This window comes from Streptomyces sp. NPDC002324 (genome assembly GCF_053593335.1).
This window is the reverse complement of record NZ_JBSFCF010000002.1, coordinates 308,387-326,730: the sequence shown is the minus strand read 5'-3', so window position 1 is coordinate 326,730 and position 18,344 is coordinate 308,387. Positions and strand designations below refer to the sequence as shown.

15 protein-coding genes are annotated in these 18,344 nt (G+C 71.4%); 4 read left to right on the top strand and 11 right to left on the bottom strand.

The genetic code is table 11. From position 1 onward, the window contains the following. Positions 1-25 precede the first annotated feature (25 nt). Positions 26-571, top strand: a complete 546-nt coding sequence (locus ACWCRJ_RS04455) for a flavin reductase family protein (RefSeq protein ID WP_450937856.1) — start codon at positions 26-28, stop codon at positions 569-571. A 248-nt stretch (positions 572-819) separates the two neighbouring features. Here ACWCRJ_RS04455 and ACWCRJ_RS04450 read toward each other — a convergent pair whose 3' ends face one another. Both ACWCRJ_RS04450 and ACWCRJ_RS04445 read right to left on the bottom strand, forming a co-directional pair. Beyond that, entirely contained in the window at positions 820-1,215 is a 396-nt protein-coding gene (locus ACWCRJ_RS04450; protein ID WP_450937855.1) for a nuclear transport factor 2 family protein, read from the bottom strand. Further along, positions 1,200-1,652 (bottom strand): VOC family protein, encoded by a 453-nt coding sequence (locus ACWCRJ_RS04445; protein ID WP_220645032.1) that lies wholly within the window; start codon positions 1,650-1,652, stop codon positions 1,200-1,202. The genes ACWCRJ_RS04450 and ACWCRJ_RS04445 overlap by 16 nt, the downstream gene beginning before the upstream one ends. Positions 1,653-1,838: 186 nt before the next feature. Here ACWCRJ_RS04445 and ACWCRJ_RS04440 point away from each other — a divergent pair, with 186 nt between their 5' ends. Further along, a complete protein-coding gene (locus tag ACWCRJ_RS04440) occupies positions 1,839-2,873 on the top strand; it encodes an aldo/keto reductase (RefSeq protein ID WP_450937854.1) in 1,035 nt (344 codons plus the stop codon). A 143-nt stretch (positions 2,874-3,016) separates the two neighbouring features. Here the strand turns inward: ACWCRJ_RS04440 and ACWCRJ_RS04435 are convergent, their stop codons facing one another. The 8 genes from ACWCRJ_RS04435 to ACWCRJ_RS04400 all read right to left on the bottom strand — a co-directional run bounded on the left by ACWCRJ_RS04435 (position 3,017) and on the right by ACWCRJ_RS04400 (position 13,827). Then, complete coding sequence (locus tag ACWCRJ_RS04435; RefSeq protein WP_450937853.1) at positions 3,017-3,931, bottom strand: ABC transporter permease; 915 nt, start codon at positions 3,929-3,931, stop codon at positions 3,017-3,019. Next, the gene (locus ACWCRJ_RS04430) at positions 3,928-5,109 is read right to left on the bottom strand and encodes an ABC transporter permease (RefSeq protein ID WP_450937852.1); all 1,182 of its coding nucleotides are present in this window, start codon (positions 5,107-5,109) and stop codon (positions 3,928-3,930) included. The genes ACWCRJ_RS04435 and ACWCRJ_RS04430 overlap by 4 nt, the downstream gene beginning before the upstream one ends. Next, positions 5,106-6,662 (bottom strand): ABC transporter ATP-binding protein, encoded by a 1,557-nt coding sequence (locus ACWCRJ_RS04425; RefSeq protein WP_450937851.1) that lies wholly within the window; start codon positions 6,660-6,662, stop codon positions 5,106-5,108. Before ACWCRJ_RS04425 ends, ACWCRJ_RS04430 begins: the two co-directional genes overlap by 4 nt. A gap of 28 nt (positions 6,663-6,690) precedes the next feature. Continuing rightward, a complete protein-coding gene (locus ACWCRJ_RS04420; protein ID WP_450937850.1) occupies positions 6,691-7,779 on the bottom strand; it encodes a BMP family ABC transporter substrate-binding protein in 1,089 nt (362 codons plus the stop codon). A gap of 733 nt (positions 7,780-8,512) precedes the next feature. Continuing rightward, positions 8,513-9,892, bottom strand: coding sequence for an amidohydrolase family protein (locus ACWCRJ_RS04415; protein WP_450937849.1), 1,380 nt, complete (start codon positions 9,890-9,892; stop codon positions 8,513-8,515). Beyond that, the gene (locus ACWCRJ_RS04410) at positions 9,889-10,911 is read right to left on the bottom strand and encodes a quinone oxidoreductase family protein (protein ID WP_450937848.1); all 1,023 of its coding nucleotides are present in this window, start codon (positions 10,909-10,911) and stop codon (positions 9,889-9,891) included. The genes ACWCRJ_RS04415 and ACWCRJ_RS04410 overlap by 4 nt, the downstream gene beginning before the upstream one ends. 253 nt (positions 10,912-11,164) lie before the next feature. Next, positions 11,165-12,367: a PucR family transcriptional regulator gene (locus ACWCRJ_RS04405; protein ID WP_450937847.1), complete on the bottom strand. Its 1,203-nt coding sequence runs from the start codon at positions 12,365-12,367 to the stop codon at positions 11,165-11,167. An 11-nt stretch (positions 12,368-12,378) separates the two neighbouring features. Continuing rightward, the gene (locus ACWCRJ_RS04400) at positions 12,379-13,827 is read right to left on the bottom strand and encodes an aldehyde dehydrogenase family protein (RefSeq protein ID WP_450937846.1); all 1,449 of its coding nucleotides are present in this window, start codon (positions 13,825-13,827) and stop codon (positions 12,379-12,381) included. Between the two features lie 73 nt (positions 13,828-13,900). Between ACWCRJ_RS04400 and ACWCRJ_RS04395 the strand changes: the two genes are divergently transcribed. Beyond that, a complete protein-coding gene (locus tag ACWCRJ_RS04395) occupies positions 13,901-14,983 on the top strand; it encodes an NAD(P)-dependent alcohol dehydrogenase (RefSeq protein ID WP_450937845.1) in 1,083 nt (360 codons plus the stop codon). 132 nt (positions 14,984-15,115) lie between these two features. After that, positions 15,116-17,323, top strand: a complete 2,208-nt coding sequence (locus tag ACWCRJ_RS04390) for a cytochrome P450/oxidoreductase (RefSeq protein ID WP_450937844.1) — start codon at positions 15,116-15,118, stop codon at positions 17,321-17,323. A 187-nt stretch (positions 17,324-17,510) separates the two neighbouring features. On the opposite strand, the gene ACWCRJ_RS04385 is transcribed toward ACWCRJ_RS04390, so the two are convergent. Further along, entirely contained in the window at positions 17,511-18,257 is a 747-nt protein-coding gene (locus tag ACWCRJ_RS04385) for a sulfite exporter TauE/SafE family protein (RefSeq protein ID WP_450937843.1), read from the bottom strand. Between the last annotated feature and the right edge of the window lie 87 nt (positions 18,258-18,344).

Here is an 18,344-nt window from a genome sequence, read left to right as displayed (position 1 = left end):
GCCCCCGAGACGGCGGAGGTCTGACATGACCGTCCCTACGAGGGATCAGGCCGGCACTCGAAGCCCTGGCACCGGCTACGACCCGCAGGCGTACCGCGACGGACTGTCCTCGATGGTCACGTCCGTGTGTGTGGTCACCACCGAAGTGGACGGGACGCGGTACGGCTTCACCGCCAACTCGGTGACCAGCGTGTCGATGGACCCGCCCCTGATGTCGGTCTGTCTGGCCGACACCGCCGACGTCCACTCCGCCTTCAGTCGAGCCGAGTCCGTGGCCGTCAACGTCCTGGCGGCCGACCAGCTCCAGGTGGCGCAGGCGTTCGCGACGCCCGGCGTCGACAGGTTCGCCACGGCGCCCTTCAGCCCGGGTGAACTCGGTGCGCCCCTGCTCGACGGCGCCACCCTGTCGCTCGAAGGGGCGGTGCACCGGCGCCTCACGGCCGGCGACCACACGATCATCCTGATCGAGGTGGCCGGTGTGGTGGTCGGCGGAGGGGAGCCGCTCACCTACCAGGGACGCCGGTTCCACACGCTGAACCCGCTGCAGCCGGCCGGGAACAACCCGGCATGACCACCCGGGACGGGTTCGACACCGTCGACCGTCCCGGGCCCGTCGACGACCTCACGACACGTTCGTCGACCTGACCCATGGGGCGACAGCCCCATGGGTCACCGTCCTGCCGCGCGGCCGGGGGCGTCCTGCTCACGGGCATCCCGGTACGGCAAGACGAGAACACCCCGTCCGCGCGAAGGCGGGCGGGGTGTCAGAGGTGCGGGCTTCCTGGTCAGGGCACCGGTTCGGGCGCTTCGGCCGGGGCGTCACGCGAGTTGCCGCTGCACCTCGCCGCTGTCCCAGTAGTCCGTTCGTCGTGTGATGAGACCGTCGGCGACGGTGAACACGAAGATCCCTCGGATGCGTACGGGGCGGTCGCCCGCCGAGCGCATGCCGAACGTCATGACGTACGGCACCGCGGCCGACTCGCCGTCGACGAGGAAGCCCTCAGGCACGTAGCGCAGGTCGACGAACTCCTCCAGGAACCCGGTCAGCGCGGCACGGTACTCGGCGCGGCCCCTGCGGCTCCGCCCCATCGACGAGGTGTGGTCGTTGACGAAGTCCTCGGCCACGCAGGCGGCCACGGCGTCGGCGTCATGTGCGTTCAACGCCGCGAGGTATCTCTCGATCGCGGCGCGGGTTTCCTTCAGGACGAACCCCACTTCTGCCGGACCGTGTCGAAGACACGCTGGTCGTGGGAGATCTCGACGACGTTGCCGTCGGGGTCCTTCAGAGCGCAGATGTAGCCGATGGGGTCGGGCATCTGCCGGGGCTCCCAGTGCAGGCAGCCCAGTTCGCGGGCCCTGTCCGCGAGCGCGTCGACGTCCCCGCGCTCCGGCACCTCGATGCCGATGTGCGCGAACGGGTGCAGCAGTCCCTGCTGGGTGCCCTTGTCCTTGTTGAACGACACCAGGACGAGCACGAACGGCGTCTCGGCCTGCTTGTCGTTCGAGAGCCAGACGCTCTCGCCGTCGGCGTCCTTGAACCGCTCGACGACGACCAGGGGAGTCAGCGAGGTGTAGAACTCGATCGCCTTGTCGAGATCGCCGGTCGGCAGCGCGACATGAGTCCAGCGGGCCGAGATGAGGCCGGTGGCCACGGTACCTCCAGTGAGTGGTGCGTTTTCCTCGAGCCTAGGTCTGCGCGCACCCGGAGGTCGATGTGCTGCGGACACAACGTTCGAGCCCGGAACGCTGACCCCGCGCGACATCGGTGCCGCGCCCGTCGCGGTGGGAGCCTGCGGCATGACGGCGCCGGATGTCGCCGGCGAGGACGAGGAGAAGACGTGCGCTACCGGATTCTGGGTGGGACGGGCATCGAGGTGAGCGAGCTCTGCCTCGGGTCGATGATGTTCGGGGCCTGGGGCAACACCGACGAGGCGCAGTGCCGTCGCATCGTTTCGACGGCGCTGGACGCCGGGGTCAACGTCGTCGACACGGCCGACGTGTACGCCTTCGGCCAGTCGGAGGAGATCCTCGGCCGCGCGCTGAAGGGACGCCGCGACGACGTCGTGGTCGTGTCGAAATTCCACAACGAGATGCCCGGAAGGCCACTCGACCGCAACCGGCACGGCAACTCCCGGCTCTGGATCAGGCGTGCCCTGGAGGACAGCCTGCGACGGCTGCGGACGGACCACATCGACGTGTACCTCGTCCACCGTCCCGATCCCCGGACCGACATCGAGGAGACGCTCGGCGCGCTCAGCGACCTGGTGCGGGCGGGCAAGGTGCGGGCGATCGGGACCTCCAGCTTCCCGGCCGAGGAGATCGTGGAGTCCCAGTGGGCGGCCCGACGCGCCGGCCGCGAGCGGTTCACCGTGGAACAGCTGTCGTACTCGGTGCTGGCCCGGCACGCTGAGGCCGCCGCGCTGCCCACGGCTCAGCGGCATCGTATGGGGGTCATGGTGTGGAGCCCGCTGAACGGCGGCTGGCTGACGGGCAAGTACCGGACCGGCGCCGAACCGGCGCGGGACGCACGCGCGCGGACCCACGGCGACCACTTCGACTACGCCGACGAGCGGATACGCGAGCGCAAGCTGGCGGTCGTCGAGGAACTCGTGCGCCTCGCCGCCGACGAGGGCTGCACTCTCGTCGAGCTGGCGCTGCGGTTCGTACTGGCCCACCCCGGCGTCACCTCGGCGCTCATGGGCCCGCGCACCCACGAGCAGCTCCTGACGCAGCTCACCGCGGTGGACCGGCCCCTGTCGGCAGAGGCGCTGGACCGGATCGACGAACTCGTCCCTCCGGGCAGCGTGCTCAACCCGCGTGACGTCGGCCATACGCCTCCGGCGCTGGAGACCGCGGCGCTGCGGCGCCGCTGACCCCGGTGCCCCACCGGTGCGCCATGGCGGATGCCGGCCCCGCGACAACGCGGGGCCGGCATCCGCCATCCGGTGTGTTCGAAGGGTCCGGGTGCATCCGAGGGATCGGGTGCGCCCGGAGGGAATCGGTTCGGAACCTGCCGTCAGGCCGACCCTCGCTCGAAGGGCCGGCCGAGCGCCCCCGGTTCTCGGTGCTGGGTGGTGAACAGCAGCATGGCGAGGAGCGCGAGCAGATACGGGGCCGCGACGAGCAGTTGTGCGTTGAGGGTGACACCGAGCGCGGGGAGCGCCAGACGCATCGCGTCGGAGAGGCCGAACACCAGGCAGCCCAGCATGGTCCGACCCAGCCGCCAGGCCCCGAAGATCACCGCGGCGATGACGAGGTAGCCGCGTCCGGCGGTCATGTTCTGGTTGAACGATCCGACCTCGCCGACCGCGAGGTACGCGCCGCCCAGGCCGGCCAGCGCGCCGCACCACAGCAGGGCCTGCCGGCGACGCGCGTTCACCTTGATGCCCGTGACGTCGGCGGCCTGCGGGTTCTCCCCCACCGCCCGGAGTTCCAGGCCCCAGCGGCTGCGCTCCACCAACCACCAGGTCAGCGGCACCAGCAGAATCAGCAGGTAAGCGGGCCAGCGTTCGGAGAACAGCGGCTTGCCGATGAGCGGGATGTCCTCGAGCAGTGGGATCGACAGCACCCCGACCTGGTGCGAGGCGAACTGCTCGGTCGTGATCAGGTAGCTCGTCAGCCCGAGCACCAGCGCGTTCAGCACGAGGCCGACGACGAAGGTGTTGATCTGGGCCCGGTGGGAGAGGTTGCCGTGCACGAAACCGACGACGAGGCCGGTCAGGACACCGACCGCGAGGCCGACGGTGGCGCTGCCGGTCGCACTGGCGGTGGCGACCGAGGTGAACGCGGCGCTCAGCATCATCGCCTCGACGGAGATGTTCATCGCGCCGGCGCGCTCGGCCAGGTACTCACCGCAGGCGGCGAAGGCCAACGGCATGGTCAGCCGGACACCGCTCGCGAGAATGGTCGTGGTGCTGTCCAGAACGCTCACGCGGCCACCTCCGTCTTGGTCGGGACAACGGAAACGGCGGACGCCGCCCGCAGTGTGGCACCGCGACGCCCGTGGAAGAGGTCGACGAGGACGGGCGGTGCGACGAAGGCGAGGACGAGCAACGCCTTGACGATGTCGACGAGGTACGACGGCACGCCGGTGGCCGAGAGGAAATCGCCGCCCGCGCGCAGTACGGCGAACACGAACGACACCGGGATCGCGGCCATGGGCCGGTTGCGGGCGACGAGCGCGACGAGCAGGCCGTCCCAGCCGACGTTGTCGGAGAGTCCGGCCTGCAGCCGGTTGGTGCTGACCGGGCTGGCCAGCAGCAGTCCTCCGGCCAGTCCGGCGAAGGCGCCCGACAGGGCCAGGGTGAATCCGCCGAGCGCACCCACCCGGACACCGGCGTGCTTGGCCGTCAGCGGGTTCAGTCCGACCATGCGGACCCTGAAGCCCCACCGACTGCGGGTCAGGACGAGGGCGACGCCGACCGCGGCGACGAGCGCGATGAACAGGCCCGTGTTCAGCTGGAGCGAAGGGTACTGCCCGAAGCTCGCGAGCTGGGCGTTCGCCGGCAGGGGGTTGGACTGGGCGTCGGCGATGCCCGAGGAGCCCTGCACACTCTCCTGCAGGCCCCAGGGTGCGCTGACCGCGAACGTGACGAGCTGGATGGCGAGGAACGTCATCAGCAGGGTGCTCACCGGAACGTTGACGCCGCGGAAGCGGAGCATCAGAGCGCTGAGCGCGGCCCAGACGCCACCGCCGACCGCAGCGGCGATCAGCACCACGACGATCAGCATGGGGCCGGGCATGGCCAGCCGCAGCCCGACCCAGGCTCCGGCCAGGCCGCCGATGAGCACCTGCCCCTCCTGGCCGATGTTGAACGTGCCGGCGGACGAGCAGATGCACGCGCCGACCGCGACCAGCAGCAGCGGCGCCATGTTGAGCAGCGTCATCGTCCATCCGGTGGCGTTGGCCACCGACCCGGTCCATATCGCGGACAGGGAGGCGCTCGGCGAGGCACCGGTCAGCATGAGCAGCAGCGCGGACGCGCCCAGGGCGACGGCGACGAATGCGACGGTGAGGCCGGCTGTCACCCCACCGTCGCGGCCTGGCCGGAGCCGGGCGAGGAAGCGCCGGGCGAGGTCTTCCGGCTTCATCAGTGAGGCGGCACTCATGCGGCCTCACCGCCGACCAGCATGCCGAGCCGCTCGGAGGTCGCCTCCGAGGCGGCGAGTACTCCGGTGATCCGCCCGGAGGAGATCACCGCGATCCGGGTCGCAAGGGCCATGACTTCCTCGAATTCGGTGGAGATGAGCAGCACTCCGACGCCTTCGGCGGCCGCCTTGCGCAGCCGGGAATACATGTCCTCGATGGCACCGACGTCCAGCCCGTGAGTGGGCTGCGCGGCCACCAGGACGCGGGTGTCACCGGACAGTTCCCGGGCGAGTACGACCCGCTGTTGGTTGCCGCCGGACAGGCTGCGTACCGGCGCGTCCAGCGACGGTGTGATGATGTTGAACTCGTCCGCGAGGCGACGGGCCTCGGCGAGCATCACGCCCCGCCGCAGCAGGAACCGGCCGCTGACCTTGTCGAGCGACTTCATCGTCAGGTTCTCGGCGACGCTCATGTCGAGGACGACGCCGCTTTGGTGCCGGTCCTCGGGCACGATGCCGAGACCGGCCCGGGTGAGCGCGCCGGGCCGGGTCACGTCGACCCTGCTCCCGGCGACCTCGACGGTGCCGGCGTTCGGCGCGACCAGCCCGGCGAGGACATCGCCCAGCGTCGCCTGGCCGTTGCCCTCGACGCCGTAGAGGGCAACGATCTCACCCGCGCCCACGGTCAGATCGACTCCTTCGAGAACCCTGACGCCACGTTGCTCGACGCTCAGGCCGGCGAGGCGCAGGAGGGGCTGCTGCCCGTCCTGCGCCCCGCTCCCGCCGGTGCGTGCCTTCCGCACCGGCAGCAGGCCGAGGGCCGCGCCCTCCTCGCCCAGCGACACCTCACGGCCCACCATCTGCTGGGCCAGGAGCTGCGGAGTGGTCTCGGAGGTGACCGCCCGGAAGGCGACACGGCCCTTGCGCAGGACCGTCACCCGGTCCGTGGCCTGGGCGATCTCGGAGAGCTTGTGACTGATGAGGATGACAGCGCGCCCCTCCTCCTGCACCACGCGGCCGAGCACGGCGAACAACTCCTCCGACTCGGCCTGGGTCAGCACCGAGGTGGGCTCGTCCAGGATCAGGATCTGAGGGTTGCGCCGCAGGCACTTGACCACCTCGACCCGCTGCCGCTCGCCGGCCGAGAGCGCGTCGACGCGGGCCTCGGGGTCGATCGGCAGCCCGTACCGCGCGGAGACCTCGGCGATGCCGGCGCAGATGGCGTGCTTGTTCACCTTGCCGGTGTCGCCGAGCGCCACGTTCTCCCACACGGTCAGCCCGTTGATGAGGCTGAAGTGCTGGTGCACCATGCCGATGCCCAGTTCGGCCGCTTCCTGCGGGCTGTCCAGCGCGACCTCCTCGCCGCGCACCAGGACGCTGCCGGCGTCACGCCGGACCAGCCCGAGCAGGACCTTCATGAGGCTGGACTTGCCCGCCCCGTTCTCACCAAGGAGTCCGTGGATCTCGCCGGCGTCGACCCTGAGGTCCACGGCGTCGCAGGCCGTGACCGATCCGTAGGACTTTGTGATGCCGCGCAGCTCGAGAAACGGAACCGCTGAGGCCGTCGATGTCATTGCTGATCTTCCTCGTCGGTCTCGGCAGTCAGCCGAGGCGCTTGACCTCGGCCGCCGTGTCGATCTTCTTGCTGCCGATCTTGTTCAGGAACTGCGCCAACTGCTTGCTCTCGTCCCCCTTGGGGTCGCAGATCTTGACGGTCGGGTAGGGGTCGACGCCCAACTGCCACACGCGCGTCGTGCCCATCTTCAGGTTGTCCTTGGCGAACTCCTCCAGCGCGGCGCGGAAGTAGTCACCCGGGTCGAAGATCACCGAGAAGTCGAACTTCGGGCTGGCCGAGTCACACCGGTCGGTGCCGGGGGTGAGGGTGAGCACGCCGTTGGCGTTCGCGAGCTTCGCCGACGCGTCGGTCGCGCCGCCGAGATAGGGGTAGATGACCTTGGCGCCCTGGCTGATCTGTGCCTGAGTGGCTTCCTTGGCCTTCGCCGAGTCGTTGAAGTCGCCGGTGTAGGTGCTCGTCAGCTTGGCCTTCGGGACGACCTCCCGGATCCCGGCCAGGAAGGCCTTGGCGGCGGCGACACTGAAGTCGGCCTTGGCGCCCGTGATGAATCCGGCCTTGGTGTAGCCGGCCGCCTTCATCTTCAGGCCCGCGGCGTAACCGGCGGCGAACATCCCCTGGTTGGGGTCGTCGGTGGACAGCAGGACCCGCGGGACCGGGGCGGAGCCCGCCTGCCCCGGCATGTACCAGGCGGTCTTGGCGCAGACCGGGTCCTGGGAGGCGGGTATGGCGGTCTTGAGCTCACTCGCGGCGAGCGCGACCATGTCGACGTGCTGCTGACACAGCGCGCGTGCCGCGTTGAGCGCGTCGTTCGCGGGCACGCTGCCACGCTTGACGACTGTCCAGCCCTTCTCCTTGGCGAAGGCGTCCGCCGAGTCGACGAAGCTCTGGTAGTAGCCGTGGTCGTTGATGTCGCCGGGGCTGAGGACGCCGATGACGACCTTGCCGTCGCCGTTGACATCGGGCTCCTTGAGCCCCGAGCCGCTGCCGCCGCTCGCCTGGGCGGTCGCCTTGGGCGCCGTCGCCGCGTTGCCGGCACAGCCGGAGAGCGCGAGGGCGCCTGCGAGGGCGAGGCCGACCGCGGCCCGAGGACGACGGAGCGTGCTTTTCGCAGTCATGTGCGTGGTTCCATTCGCTGAGTGGCACTGCCCCGTCGGGGCGGTGGCGTGGCGTCGGGGGGATCAGTGGGCGGGGCTGACGGCCCGGTCGAGTTCGGCGCGGGAGACACGGTCCTGGTGGGAGCGGGGCTCCTCACCCGCGGCGACGAACCACGGGAGACCGTCCGCCCGACCGCTCGGACCCGGGTGGGGTCGATGCGGCCAGGGGCGGACGTGGCCGAAGGTCGGTGGTGATGCTGACGGCCTCCGCGAGCGCGATGTGCGCGTCCGGGAAGCGGGGGCTGTGGTCGCCGCGGTCTTCGCGCCGTGCACGCGGCACTCCCCAGCGGGGATGTAGGCCGGCGACGGCGTGTCGGCGATCTGCGAGGGCGGTTCGCCGGTCGGCGATGGCCGTGCTGACGCAGGTGGGTGTGCGAGGGCGAGGGCCTCGATGTGCTCGGGAATCTCGCCGGTCGTGACGTTCGGTACGAACGCGGCGGTGTGCTCGGTGTCGACCAGGCGTCCTTCGGCTCCGGGTTGTCCGGCCGCCGGGCGCCGATGAAAGGACCGTGATCCACGGCGGCCCTCGCTGGCCTGTGTGCAGCGGCCGTACGGCATGGCGTCGGCCCCTGTGCAGGAGTTGCGTCGGACGGGTCGTGTCGGCCGGGCCGACGATCATCGGTCGCGACAGCGGGCCCTGCTTCTTCGCCGGCGGAAACCCGGACTTGTCGATGACGTTCAACAGCGGGTCTCCTTACCGGTCGGCCGCCCGCTCCGCGGGCCAGGTGGGGCGGGGCGTGATGCCGGCGCGCCTGAGGAGGGCGGCGGATCGTTCGGCGGCGGCCGCGGCGACGGTCGCGAGGTCGACGCCGGTGGGTCGCCGGTCTCGGACGACCACGCGGCCGTCGACCAGCACATCTCGGACGGTGCGCGACACATGGCCCCATACGAGCTGGCGGGCGAGGTCGCCCCGGGGCACCCAGGCGGGGTCGCGGGCGTCGAGCACGACGAGGTCGGCCGCCTTGCCCACTTCGAGGGAGCCGATGCGTTCGCCGAGACCGATCGCCCGGGCGCCGTCGATCGTCGCGAGGGCGAACGCCTGCTCGGCGCGGATGGGGTCGGGCAGATCACGGTCGCGTTCGAGAGCGGCGAACAGATAGGCGGCGAGGAGGACGTCCGGACCGTCTCCGGCGTTGTGCGCGTCGCAGCCCAGGGCGACCCGGCCGCCCCGCCGCACCAGTTCGGCGTGGCGGGAGGCACGTGTGTACCCCTGGGCAAGTCGCAGGTAGGCCCCCGGGCAGGCGGCGACCGCGGTTCCGGTCTCGACGATGGCGTCGACCTCGGCGTCGTCGAGCCACACGGCGTGTCCCAGCAGCAGGCGTGGGCCGAGTACTCCCAGTTCGCGGAAGTGGACCACCGGCCGGCGCGCACAGCGCTGGGCGTATGCCTCGATGTCGGCGGGTCCCGGCGAGATGTGCCAGGTGAGCCCGACGTCGAGCCTCTCGGCAAGGCTCGCCGCCCCGGCGAAGAGCTCGTCGCTCGCGAGGTCGTGGCCGACGAGCGTCACCCATCCGGTGACCGGCCCGGTGGCCGGCAGGGACCGGACGATGTCCTCCTGCCGGGCGAGCACCTCGGCGGCGGGCGCGCCGAACGGCACGCCCTCGGCGTCCCAGCCCCAGCCGCCGACCCGCGCGCGGACACCCGCGGTGCCGAGCCCGGCGGCGACTCGTTCCGGGTACGCCACCGTGCCCGGTTCCAGCACGGTGGTGATGCCCCGGGACAGGCAGTCGATCGCGGTGATGGTCGCGGCCAGTTCGTCGTCGTCGCCGTCGGCGTGGGCGTGCAGGGGGACGATCCAGTCGAATATCGACTCCTGCGAGCCGATGTGGTCCGGGATCGTGCTGCGCACGAGGGGGTCGACGGTGGTGTGCTGGTGGGCGTTGACCAGGCCCGGGATCACGACACAGCCTGACGCGTCGATCTCCCGCGCGCCCGGGAAGCGGGCGCGCAGATCCTCGGCCGTGCCGAGTGCGGCGATGGTGTCCCCGGACACGGCGACCGTCGCACCGGTGAGGACGCGTCGAGCGGGGTCCATGGTGACGACGTCGCCGCCCACGATCAGAAGGTCGGTCATGGCTCGATCACGACCTTGCCGATCGTCTCGCGATCAGCGAGCACGTCCCAGGCGTCGGCCAGGTCTTCGAGCGGGAACCGGGCGGCGGTGGGCAGGTGCAGGCCGTCGGCGAAGCAGGCTGAGGTGGCTGCGACGAAGTCGGACGAGGTGTAGCCGCCGGTGCCCAGCAGTTTCAGGCCGCGGTGGAAGACCTCCTGGAGCGAGAACGAGACCTGGTCGCCACTGGTGTTGCCCATCAGGAGCAGACGCCCGCGGATGCCCAGGCAGTCCAATGAGGTGCGCCAGGTGTGGGTGCCGACGTGGTCCAGGACCAGATCCGCTCCGGCGCCGCCGGTGAAGACCGACACCGTTTTCGCCGCGTCGGGGTCTTCGTTGGGCAGCACCAGGTCGGCACCGGCGGTGCGGGCCGCGTCCCGCTTCGCCTCGCTGCCGGCGAACGCGACGACCGAGGCGCCGGCCCGCTTGGCCAACGCGATGGCCGCCAGGCTCACGGCGCCGGCGCCGGCGTGCACGACGAGGGTCTCGCCCGCGGCGAGTGCCCCGACCGAGTGCACCGCGTGCCACGCCGTCGGGGCGGCGGTCGGCAGGGTGACGGCCGCCGTGAGCGGCAAGGACTCGGGAACCTGAACAATCGATTCCGCAGAGGCCAGTACGTAGTCGGCCAGAGCGCCGGGGGCGTTGCCTCCGAGGATCCGGGGGTTCGAGCAGTACGCACGATCGCCCACCGCGCACCGGGAGCAACTGCCGCACCCCTGGGTGGGGTCCGCGACGACCCGGTCACCGGGGACGACCGAGCTGACCGCGGATCCGGTCGCCACCACCGTCCCGGCGAAGTCCATGCCCGGCACGTGCGGAAGCCGGAAGCCGGGGATCAGGCCCGGCCCCTTGCGCTGCAGCAGGTCCAGGCGGTTCAGCCCGCAGTACGCGACCTTGACGAGAACGTCGCGCGGTCCGCAGACCGGCTCGGGGACATCCCGTAGGGACACGGCCTCGGGTCCGCCGAAATCTGTCTGCACCATGGCTCGCACCGCACTGCCTCCTTACCCTAGGCCGTCTCGCATTGCGAGGCGGTGGAACGTATTGCGAGGTACTCTGCCCCCGCCGACCGGTGCTGTCAACGCTCCCCGGGAACATCTTGGTTTCATTGGTGTATCGCCCATTCAGAGGGCTGACAGCCCAGGCTGCGGCAGGTGGGTGAGGGTGCGGAGGCAGGTGAGGGCGACCCCGTCGGAAGGCGTCACCGCGCCGCGCGACGGCGCGGCATGTGGCGGCTCAGCGCCAAGTCGACACCGGCTTGTCGTCGCCGTGCAGCCGCTGGTCGTCAGCGGCGAGCAGGTCCAGGGCCGCGAGCGCCAGGTGCAGCTGCGCCGAGGCGGAGGGAAGCAGGGGGTCGGTGCCCAGGAGGCTCTTGATCTGGCGCACCCGGTAGCCCACCGAGTTGCGGTGCAGATGGAGTTGTACGGAGACGCTCTGCCGGCTGCCTCTCTCTGCCAGCCAGGCACGCAGAGTCGCCATCAGCTCCGGACGCTGCCGGATCGGCCCGAGGTGCGCCTCGGCGTAGGCCTCGAGTTGCGGGCGCGGGAGGGGCAGGAGTACCTGGACCACCCCGCAACGGTCGAAGGTGAGCAGCGGGACCATCCGGGCCCGGGCCAGTCCGAGCAGCCTTTCGGCCTCGGTGAAGGACCGGGCCAGGCCCACGGTTGAGTCGGGACGGGAACCGCTCGCCGCAATGACGTGGTCGGCGGAGTCGTCGTCGGTCATGAGACACAGCCTGTTCCGCAGGCGGTCGAGCACGGCTTCGTCGGGCACCACCGTCCACGCGGTGCGCCCCTCCTGCCGTACCGGGTGCTCCAGCCAGGTGAGGGCGGTGGACCAGGCACGCAGGCGGGAGCCGCCGTAGTGCAGCACGGCACCGATCGACGGTCGCCGCAGATCGATCCCCAGTCCCGCGGCCGCCGCGCACACCGAAGGGCTCACCGTCCCTGACCGCAGCGCACCGATGACGTCGGCCGGTGTGTGCTGCGACGAGACCTCGGCGGAGTCGTCCCCCGCGCGTACGGCGTCGATGAGCAGCGCGGTGACGGCGGCACCGGCCAGTGCCCGCACGCGCGGATCACCGGGGCCGACGGTCAGCAGCACACCGGCCACAGTCGTCCCCGCACGCACGGGCAGGGCCGTGGCCCGCAGCCCGTCCAGCGTGTGGACCACCCGTCCGGTCGCTTCGGCGAGCACGCCGTCCGCCACCGCGGGCGGCACTCCCGCGCCGCCGTCGGTGGTCGCCAGTGGCTCGCCGTCGGCGGACAGCAGGCGCACGTGCCGACCGGTCGCCCGGCGAAGCGCGTGGAGTACGTCCGGGCGCGCGGCGCCGGCGAGCACCGCCTCGGTCAGCTCCCGCTCCAGCACGGCCGGTGTTGAGGCCTCCGGCCCCGGTCCCTCCCGGGCCGGCTCCGATCGTGCCCCGGCAATGATTTCCATGGTGTCGGCTCTCAGCGGGCCAGCAGCCGGATGGCCACGCCCTTCTCCTGGGTGTACTCGCGCAGCGCCGCGTATCCGCCGCCCCGACTGAAGCCGCTGTCCTTCTGCATGTTGAACGGGAAGCCGATCACTCCCGCGTCGTGGAACTGGTTGACCGCCACCTGCCCGGAGCGGACGTCCTTCGACAGCCGGAGCGCCCGGGAGACGTCGTTGGTCCAGATGCAGGCCAGCAGGCCGAAGTCCGTCGCGTTCATCAGCCCGGTCGCCTCGGCGGTGTCGCGGAACGACTGCACGGCGAGCACCGGGCCGAACACCTCCTCCCGGGCGACGCGCATGCCCGCGTCCACACGGTCGTACACGGTCGGCCGGACGAACCACCCGTCGCCGGTGGGCCCGCCACCGGTGACCAGCCGCGCCCCCTCGCGAGGCGTGTCCTCAAGGAAGCCGCTGACGCGGGCGAACTGCGCGGCACTGACCAGCGGCCCCATGTCCAGGTCGGCTTCCCAGGGCCCGGTCTTGACGTCGGCCATGCCGGCGGCGACCCGCTCCACGACCTCGTCGTGCACCGAGGCCTCCACGAGCAGCCGGGAACCGGCGTAGCAGTTCTGCCCCGCGTTCTCGGTGATCGAGGCGACGATCGCCGGGATCGCCGTGTCGAGATCGGCGTCGGCGAAGAGGACGTTCGGCGACTTGCCGCCGAGTTCCAGCTTCACCGGGACGAGGTTCTGTGCGGCGGCCGCCATGATCGCCCGCCCGGTGGCGGTGGAGCCGACGAAGCTGATGTGGTCGACGCCCGGGTGTGTGGTGAGTGCGACGCCCGCCTCGGGGCCGAGGCCCGCGACGACGTTGATCACTCCCGGCGGAAAGCCCGCGCGGCGGGCGAGTTCGACGAGGGCGAACGGTGCCAGCGGCGCGATCTCGGACGGCTTGAGCACGACCGTGTTGCCCGCGGCGAGCGCCGGCGCGACATTGGCGGCGGTGAGCACGGCGGGAACGTTCCACGGGATGACGACGGCGCACACGCCGTACGGCTCGGGAACCGTGTAGCCCAGGTAGTCGGGGCTGCGGGTCGGCAGCGTGACTCCGGTGAGCTTGTCGGCCGCGCCGGCGAAGTAGTCGATGATGCCGTGCGCGATGTAGATGTTCGTCCGCCCCCCGGACAGGGGCTTGCCCACGTCCTGGGCCTCGACGGCCGCGAGCGCCTCTACCTCGGCGATGATCAGGTCGGCCCAGCGCCGGATCAGAGCCCCGCGCTCGCTGGGGTTGGTCGCCGCCCAGGCAGGGAAGGCGCGGCGCGCCGCGGCCACCGCGTCCTGGACGTCGGCGCCGCCCGCCCGGGCCACCTTGGTGATCACCTGCCGGGTAGCCGGATCGAGGACGTCCAGCGTGCCGCCGTCGCGGGCCGGGACCCACTCGCCGTCGATGAAGTGCTGGGAAGAAGGGATGTCTACAGCCGCCATAGGGCGAACCTTGACCGACCTTGTCGCGCATGTCAATATGCGATCTCGCAATGTGAGGCAACAAGGAGGCCCTGTGCGCGCCACCGCCGCTCTGCTGGAGCAAGCCGGACAGCCATTCGTCCTGACAGAGGTGGACCTCGACGAGCCCCGCCCGGACGAGGTACTCGTCCGCGTCGCGGGCGTCGGCATCTGCGGTACCGACCTCGAGTTCGCCACCTTCTTCCCCACGCCCGCGCTGCTCGGGCACGAGGGGTCGGGCATCGTCGAGAAGGTCGGCGCCCACGTCACCTCCGTACGGCCGGGCGACCACGTCGCCATGTCCTTCACGTCGTGCGGCACGTGCGCGCTGTGCCGTACCGGCTCGCCCGCCTACTGCCGCAGCTTCGACGCGGTGAACTTCTCGGGCCGCCGGCCCGACGGCTCCACCGCGGTGACCCATGAGGGGCGGGAGGTCAACGCCCACTTCCTCGGCCAGTCGTCGTTCGCCAGCCACGTCGTCGCACCGGAGCGGGCGGTCGTCAGGATCGACCCGTCGCTGGACCTGCTGCGGGCCGGCCCCTTCGGCTGCGGCTTCCAGACCGGAGCCGGCGGCGTGCTCAACGTACTCCAGCCGCGTCCCGGCTCGTCGATCGCGGTCTTCGGGGCTGGGGCCGTCGGCGTGGCCGCCGTCATCGCCGCCTCGCTGAGCGGCTGCAAGGTCGTCGTCGCCGTCGATGTGAACCCCGCCAAGCTCGAGGCGGCCCGCGGCTACGGAGCCACCCACGCCGTCGACTCCTCGGCCGGGCCGGTCGCGGAGCAGCTGGCCGCGCTTGTCCCCGACGGGTTCGACTTCGTGATCGACACGACCGGGCGCGAGGACGTCCTGCGCACCGCCGTGGAGGCTCTCGGGCCGCTCGGTCGCGCCGGTGTCATCGGTGTCGGCCCGAGCGAGTCGATGAGCTTCGAGTGGCGCAGCATTCTCAACGGGCGCACGGTCACCGGCATCATCGGCGGGTCCAGCCTGCCGCAGCTGTTCCTGCCGCAGCTGCTCGAACTGAACGCCGAGGGCCGGTTCCCGGTCGAGAAGATGATCACCTACTTCCCGTTCGAGCAGATCAACGAAGCCGTCGCGGCGGTCCGGTCCGGCTCGGTCGGCAAGGCCGTGCTGACCTTCTGAGGGTCGCCCGCGAAACATTGTCAGGCCCGACGGCGACACCTTAGGGTGACCGACGCCGATGAGGCAGCTGACATCCGGTGGCGCGGCCGGACAACACCGCGCAGAAGCCCGAGCACGTGGAGCGTGCCCACCATGTCCGCCGACATCGACTTCGACTTCGACCACCACTCCGATGAGGCCAACGCCGATCCGGTCGCCTACTACGCGCGCTTCCGTGAGAGCTGTCCGGTAGGCCGCTCGGCCGCCCACGGCGGCTTCCACTACACGACGCGGTATGCCGACGTGGCCCGCATCGCCCGCGACGACGAGACGTTCTCCTCGGCCCGCAGCGACCACGGCGGGCAGGGCGTCGGCATCGTCATCCCCAAAGGACCGGGACTCGACCAGTATCCGATCGAACTCGACCCGCCGCGTTCGACCGAGTACCGGAAACTGATCAACCCGCTGCTGACCCCGGAGGCGGTCGAGCAACTCGCGCCCATGATCGAGCGCCACGCCGCCCGCGTCGTGGACGACTTCGTCGAGCTCGGCTCCTGCGACCTGGTCCGCGACCTCACCAACCCGCTGCCCGCCGCGGTGACCTTGGACTGGCTCGGTTTCCCCGAGGAGGACTGGGCGAAGCTGGCCGGGCCGATCCACGACATCTTCGCCGCACCGGCCGGCAGCGAGCGCGCCGTGCGCGGGGCCGCCGGACTGGCCTACATGGACCAGCGCATCCGCGAGCTGATCACCGAGCGCCGCTCGGCACCACGGGCCGACGCGGTCAGCACGCTGGTGGCCGGCCGGCGCGGCGACGGCAGCGAGTTCGGCGAGGACGAGCTGGTGTCGGTGATCGGCCTGCTCATCGCCGGCGGCGTCGACACCACCACCTCCCTCACCGGATCGACGCTCGTCCACCTCGCTCGCCACCCCGAGCAGCGCCAGAAGCTGATCGACTCCCCCGACCTGCTCGACAGCGCCACCGAGGAGTTCCTCCGCGCGTTCGCCCCGTCGCAGTCGATGGCCCGTACGGTCACCGGGGACGTCGAGGTCGGTGGCTGCCCGATGCACACGGGCGACCGGGTGCTGATCCCGTGGGTCGCCGCGAACCACGACCCCGCCGTGTTTCCCGACCCCGAGCAGGTACGACTCGACCGCGACGCCAGTCGGCACCTCAGCTTCGGGATCGGATCGCACCGGTGCGCGGGCGCGCACCTCGCCCGAGCCATGTTCCGCGCGATGATGACGCAGGTCCTGACCCGGCTGCCCGACTACCGGGTGATCGAGGAGGGTCTCGTTCCCTATCCCACGCGCGGCAACCAGTCCGGCTGGGACGCGGCCCCGGCGGTCTTCACGCCCGGCCCCCGGGCGACCGCGGCGGCAGGCACGGTCCGCGCGCTGAGCACACCCACCCCGCTGCGGGTGACCGCGGTGAGCACCGCGGCGCAGGACGTACTCGCCGTCGACCTCGGCCTGCCGGACGCGGGCGAACTCCCCGCGTGGCGGCCCGGCGCGCACGTCGAGCTGCGTCTGCCCTCGGGCCGGCTGCGTCAGTACTCGCTGTGCGGTGACCCCGCCGACACCACGACGTGGCGCATCGGCGTCCTGCGTGAGCCCCGGGGCCGGGGCGGCTCGGCCGAACTCCACGAACTCGCCCGCCCCGGCGCCACGTTCGCGGTACGCGGACCGCGCAACCACTTCCCGCTCGCCGAAGCACCGTCCTACCTGTTCCTCGCGGGCGGGATCGGCGTCACACCGATCCTCGCCATGGTCCGCGAGGCCGCCGGACGCGGCACGCCCTTCACCGTCGTCTACGGCGGCCGCACGCGCTCGACGATGGCGTTCGCCGAGGAACTCGCCGCCGTCGCCGGCGACGCGCTCACCCTGCTCCCGCAGGACGAGGCCGGGCTGCCGGACCTCCCCCGGCTGCTGGGCGACCTTGGCCCGGGCACCGCGGTCTACGCGTGCGGACCGGGACCGATGCTGGCCGCCGTCGAGCGTGAGTGCGCCCGTCTGGATCTCACCGGTCGGCTGCACCTGGAGCGCTTCGCCGCCGGCGACGACCTCGAGACGGCATTCGACGCCGCGGAGAACCGGCCCTTCGACGTCCAGCTCGCGCGCACGGGAGTCACGCTCCCCGTGCCGGCCGACCGCCGCCTCATCGAGGTCCTGCGCGATGCCGTCAGCGGCCTGTCCTACGACTGCGAGAAGGGATACTGCGGTGCCTGCGAGACCCGTGTGCTCGCCGGGACACCGGAGCACCGGGATTCCGTGCTCAGCGACGAGGAACGTCTCGCCGGGCGCACGATGATGGTCTGTGTCGGCCGCTGTCAGGGCGACCGGCTCGTCCTGGACCTCTGAGTCCCGGTCGGCCGGCGGACCATGTCCGCCGGCCGGCTTCCTGGCACCGGTCGGCTCCCGCCGGGGTTAGACAGTGGGAGCGAGGTTCAGTCGACCCGCACGGCGGCTGGACGCGTTCTCTCTCCGTCCGACGGCCGGGGGCTCACGGCTTGAGCCCCACCGGCCCTCCGCGCCTCGGCGTCGAGGGTCAGCCGAAGGCGCGGATGCCCAGCCAGACGCCGACGAGCACGCCGAAGCCGACCACGGGGGCACGCAGCACCGGCTCGCTCAGCCTCGTCGCCACCCGGCCGCCGATGACTCCGCCGGCCAGGGACGACGGCGCGACCACAAGTGCGACCACCCACTGCACGGGGCCGAACCACGCGAACACGACGAGCGACACCGTGGCCACGACCAGCTGCAAGGTCCCCTTGAGTACGTTCACTTCGGCCGTCGGTGCGGAAAGCGTCAGGCCGAGGACGGCCATCAGGACGACTCCGAGCCCACCTCCGAAGTAACCGCCGTAGACCGCGCCGGCGAACGTGCCGGCGTAGAGCATCCCGCGGTGGTCACGGTGAGCGGCGCCGAGCAGTGCCCGCAACCGGGGCTGGAGGGCGAGGAGGGCACTGGCGCCGAGGACGAGGAACGGCACCGCGACCGAGAAGACCCGCGTCGGGGTGAGCAGCAGCAGCGCGCATCCGGCGGCGGCACCCACGGCGGACACGACCGCCGGCGGCGTCGAGGAGGACGGACGGGAGGACCCCCGCAGTGCCGCGACATTGCCCAGGTAGCCCGGCCAGAGCGCCACGGAGTTGGTGACGTTGGCGGCCACCGTACCCAGCCCCCCGGCGACCAGAGCGGGGAAGAGCAGCAGTGACCCACCGCCGGCTATGGAGTTGACGAATCCGCCGACAAGGCCGGCACCGCTGATGAGAACGACCTCGCCGACATCCATCCGATCTCCTCTACACATATGCGAGATGCCATGTTGCCATACGAGACAGCTTTACAGAGCGGACCTCGACGGGAAACATCACCGCAA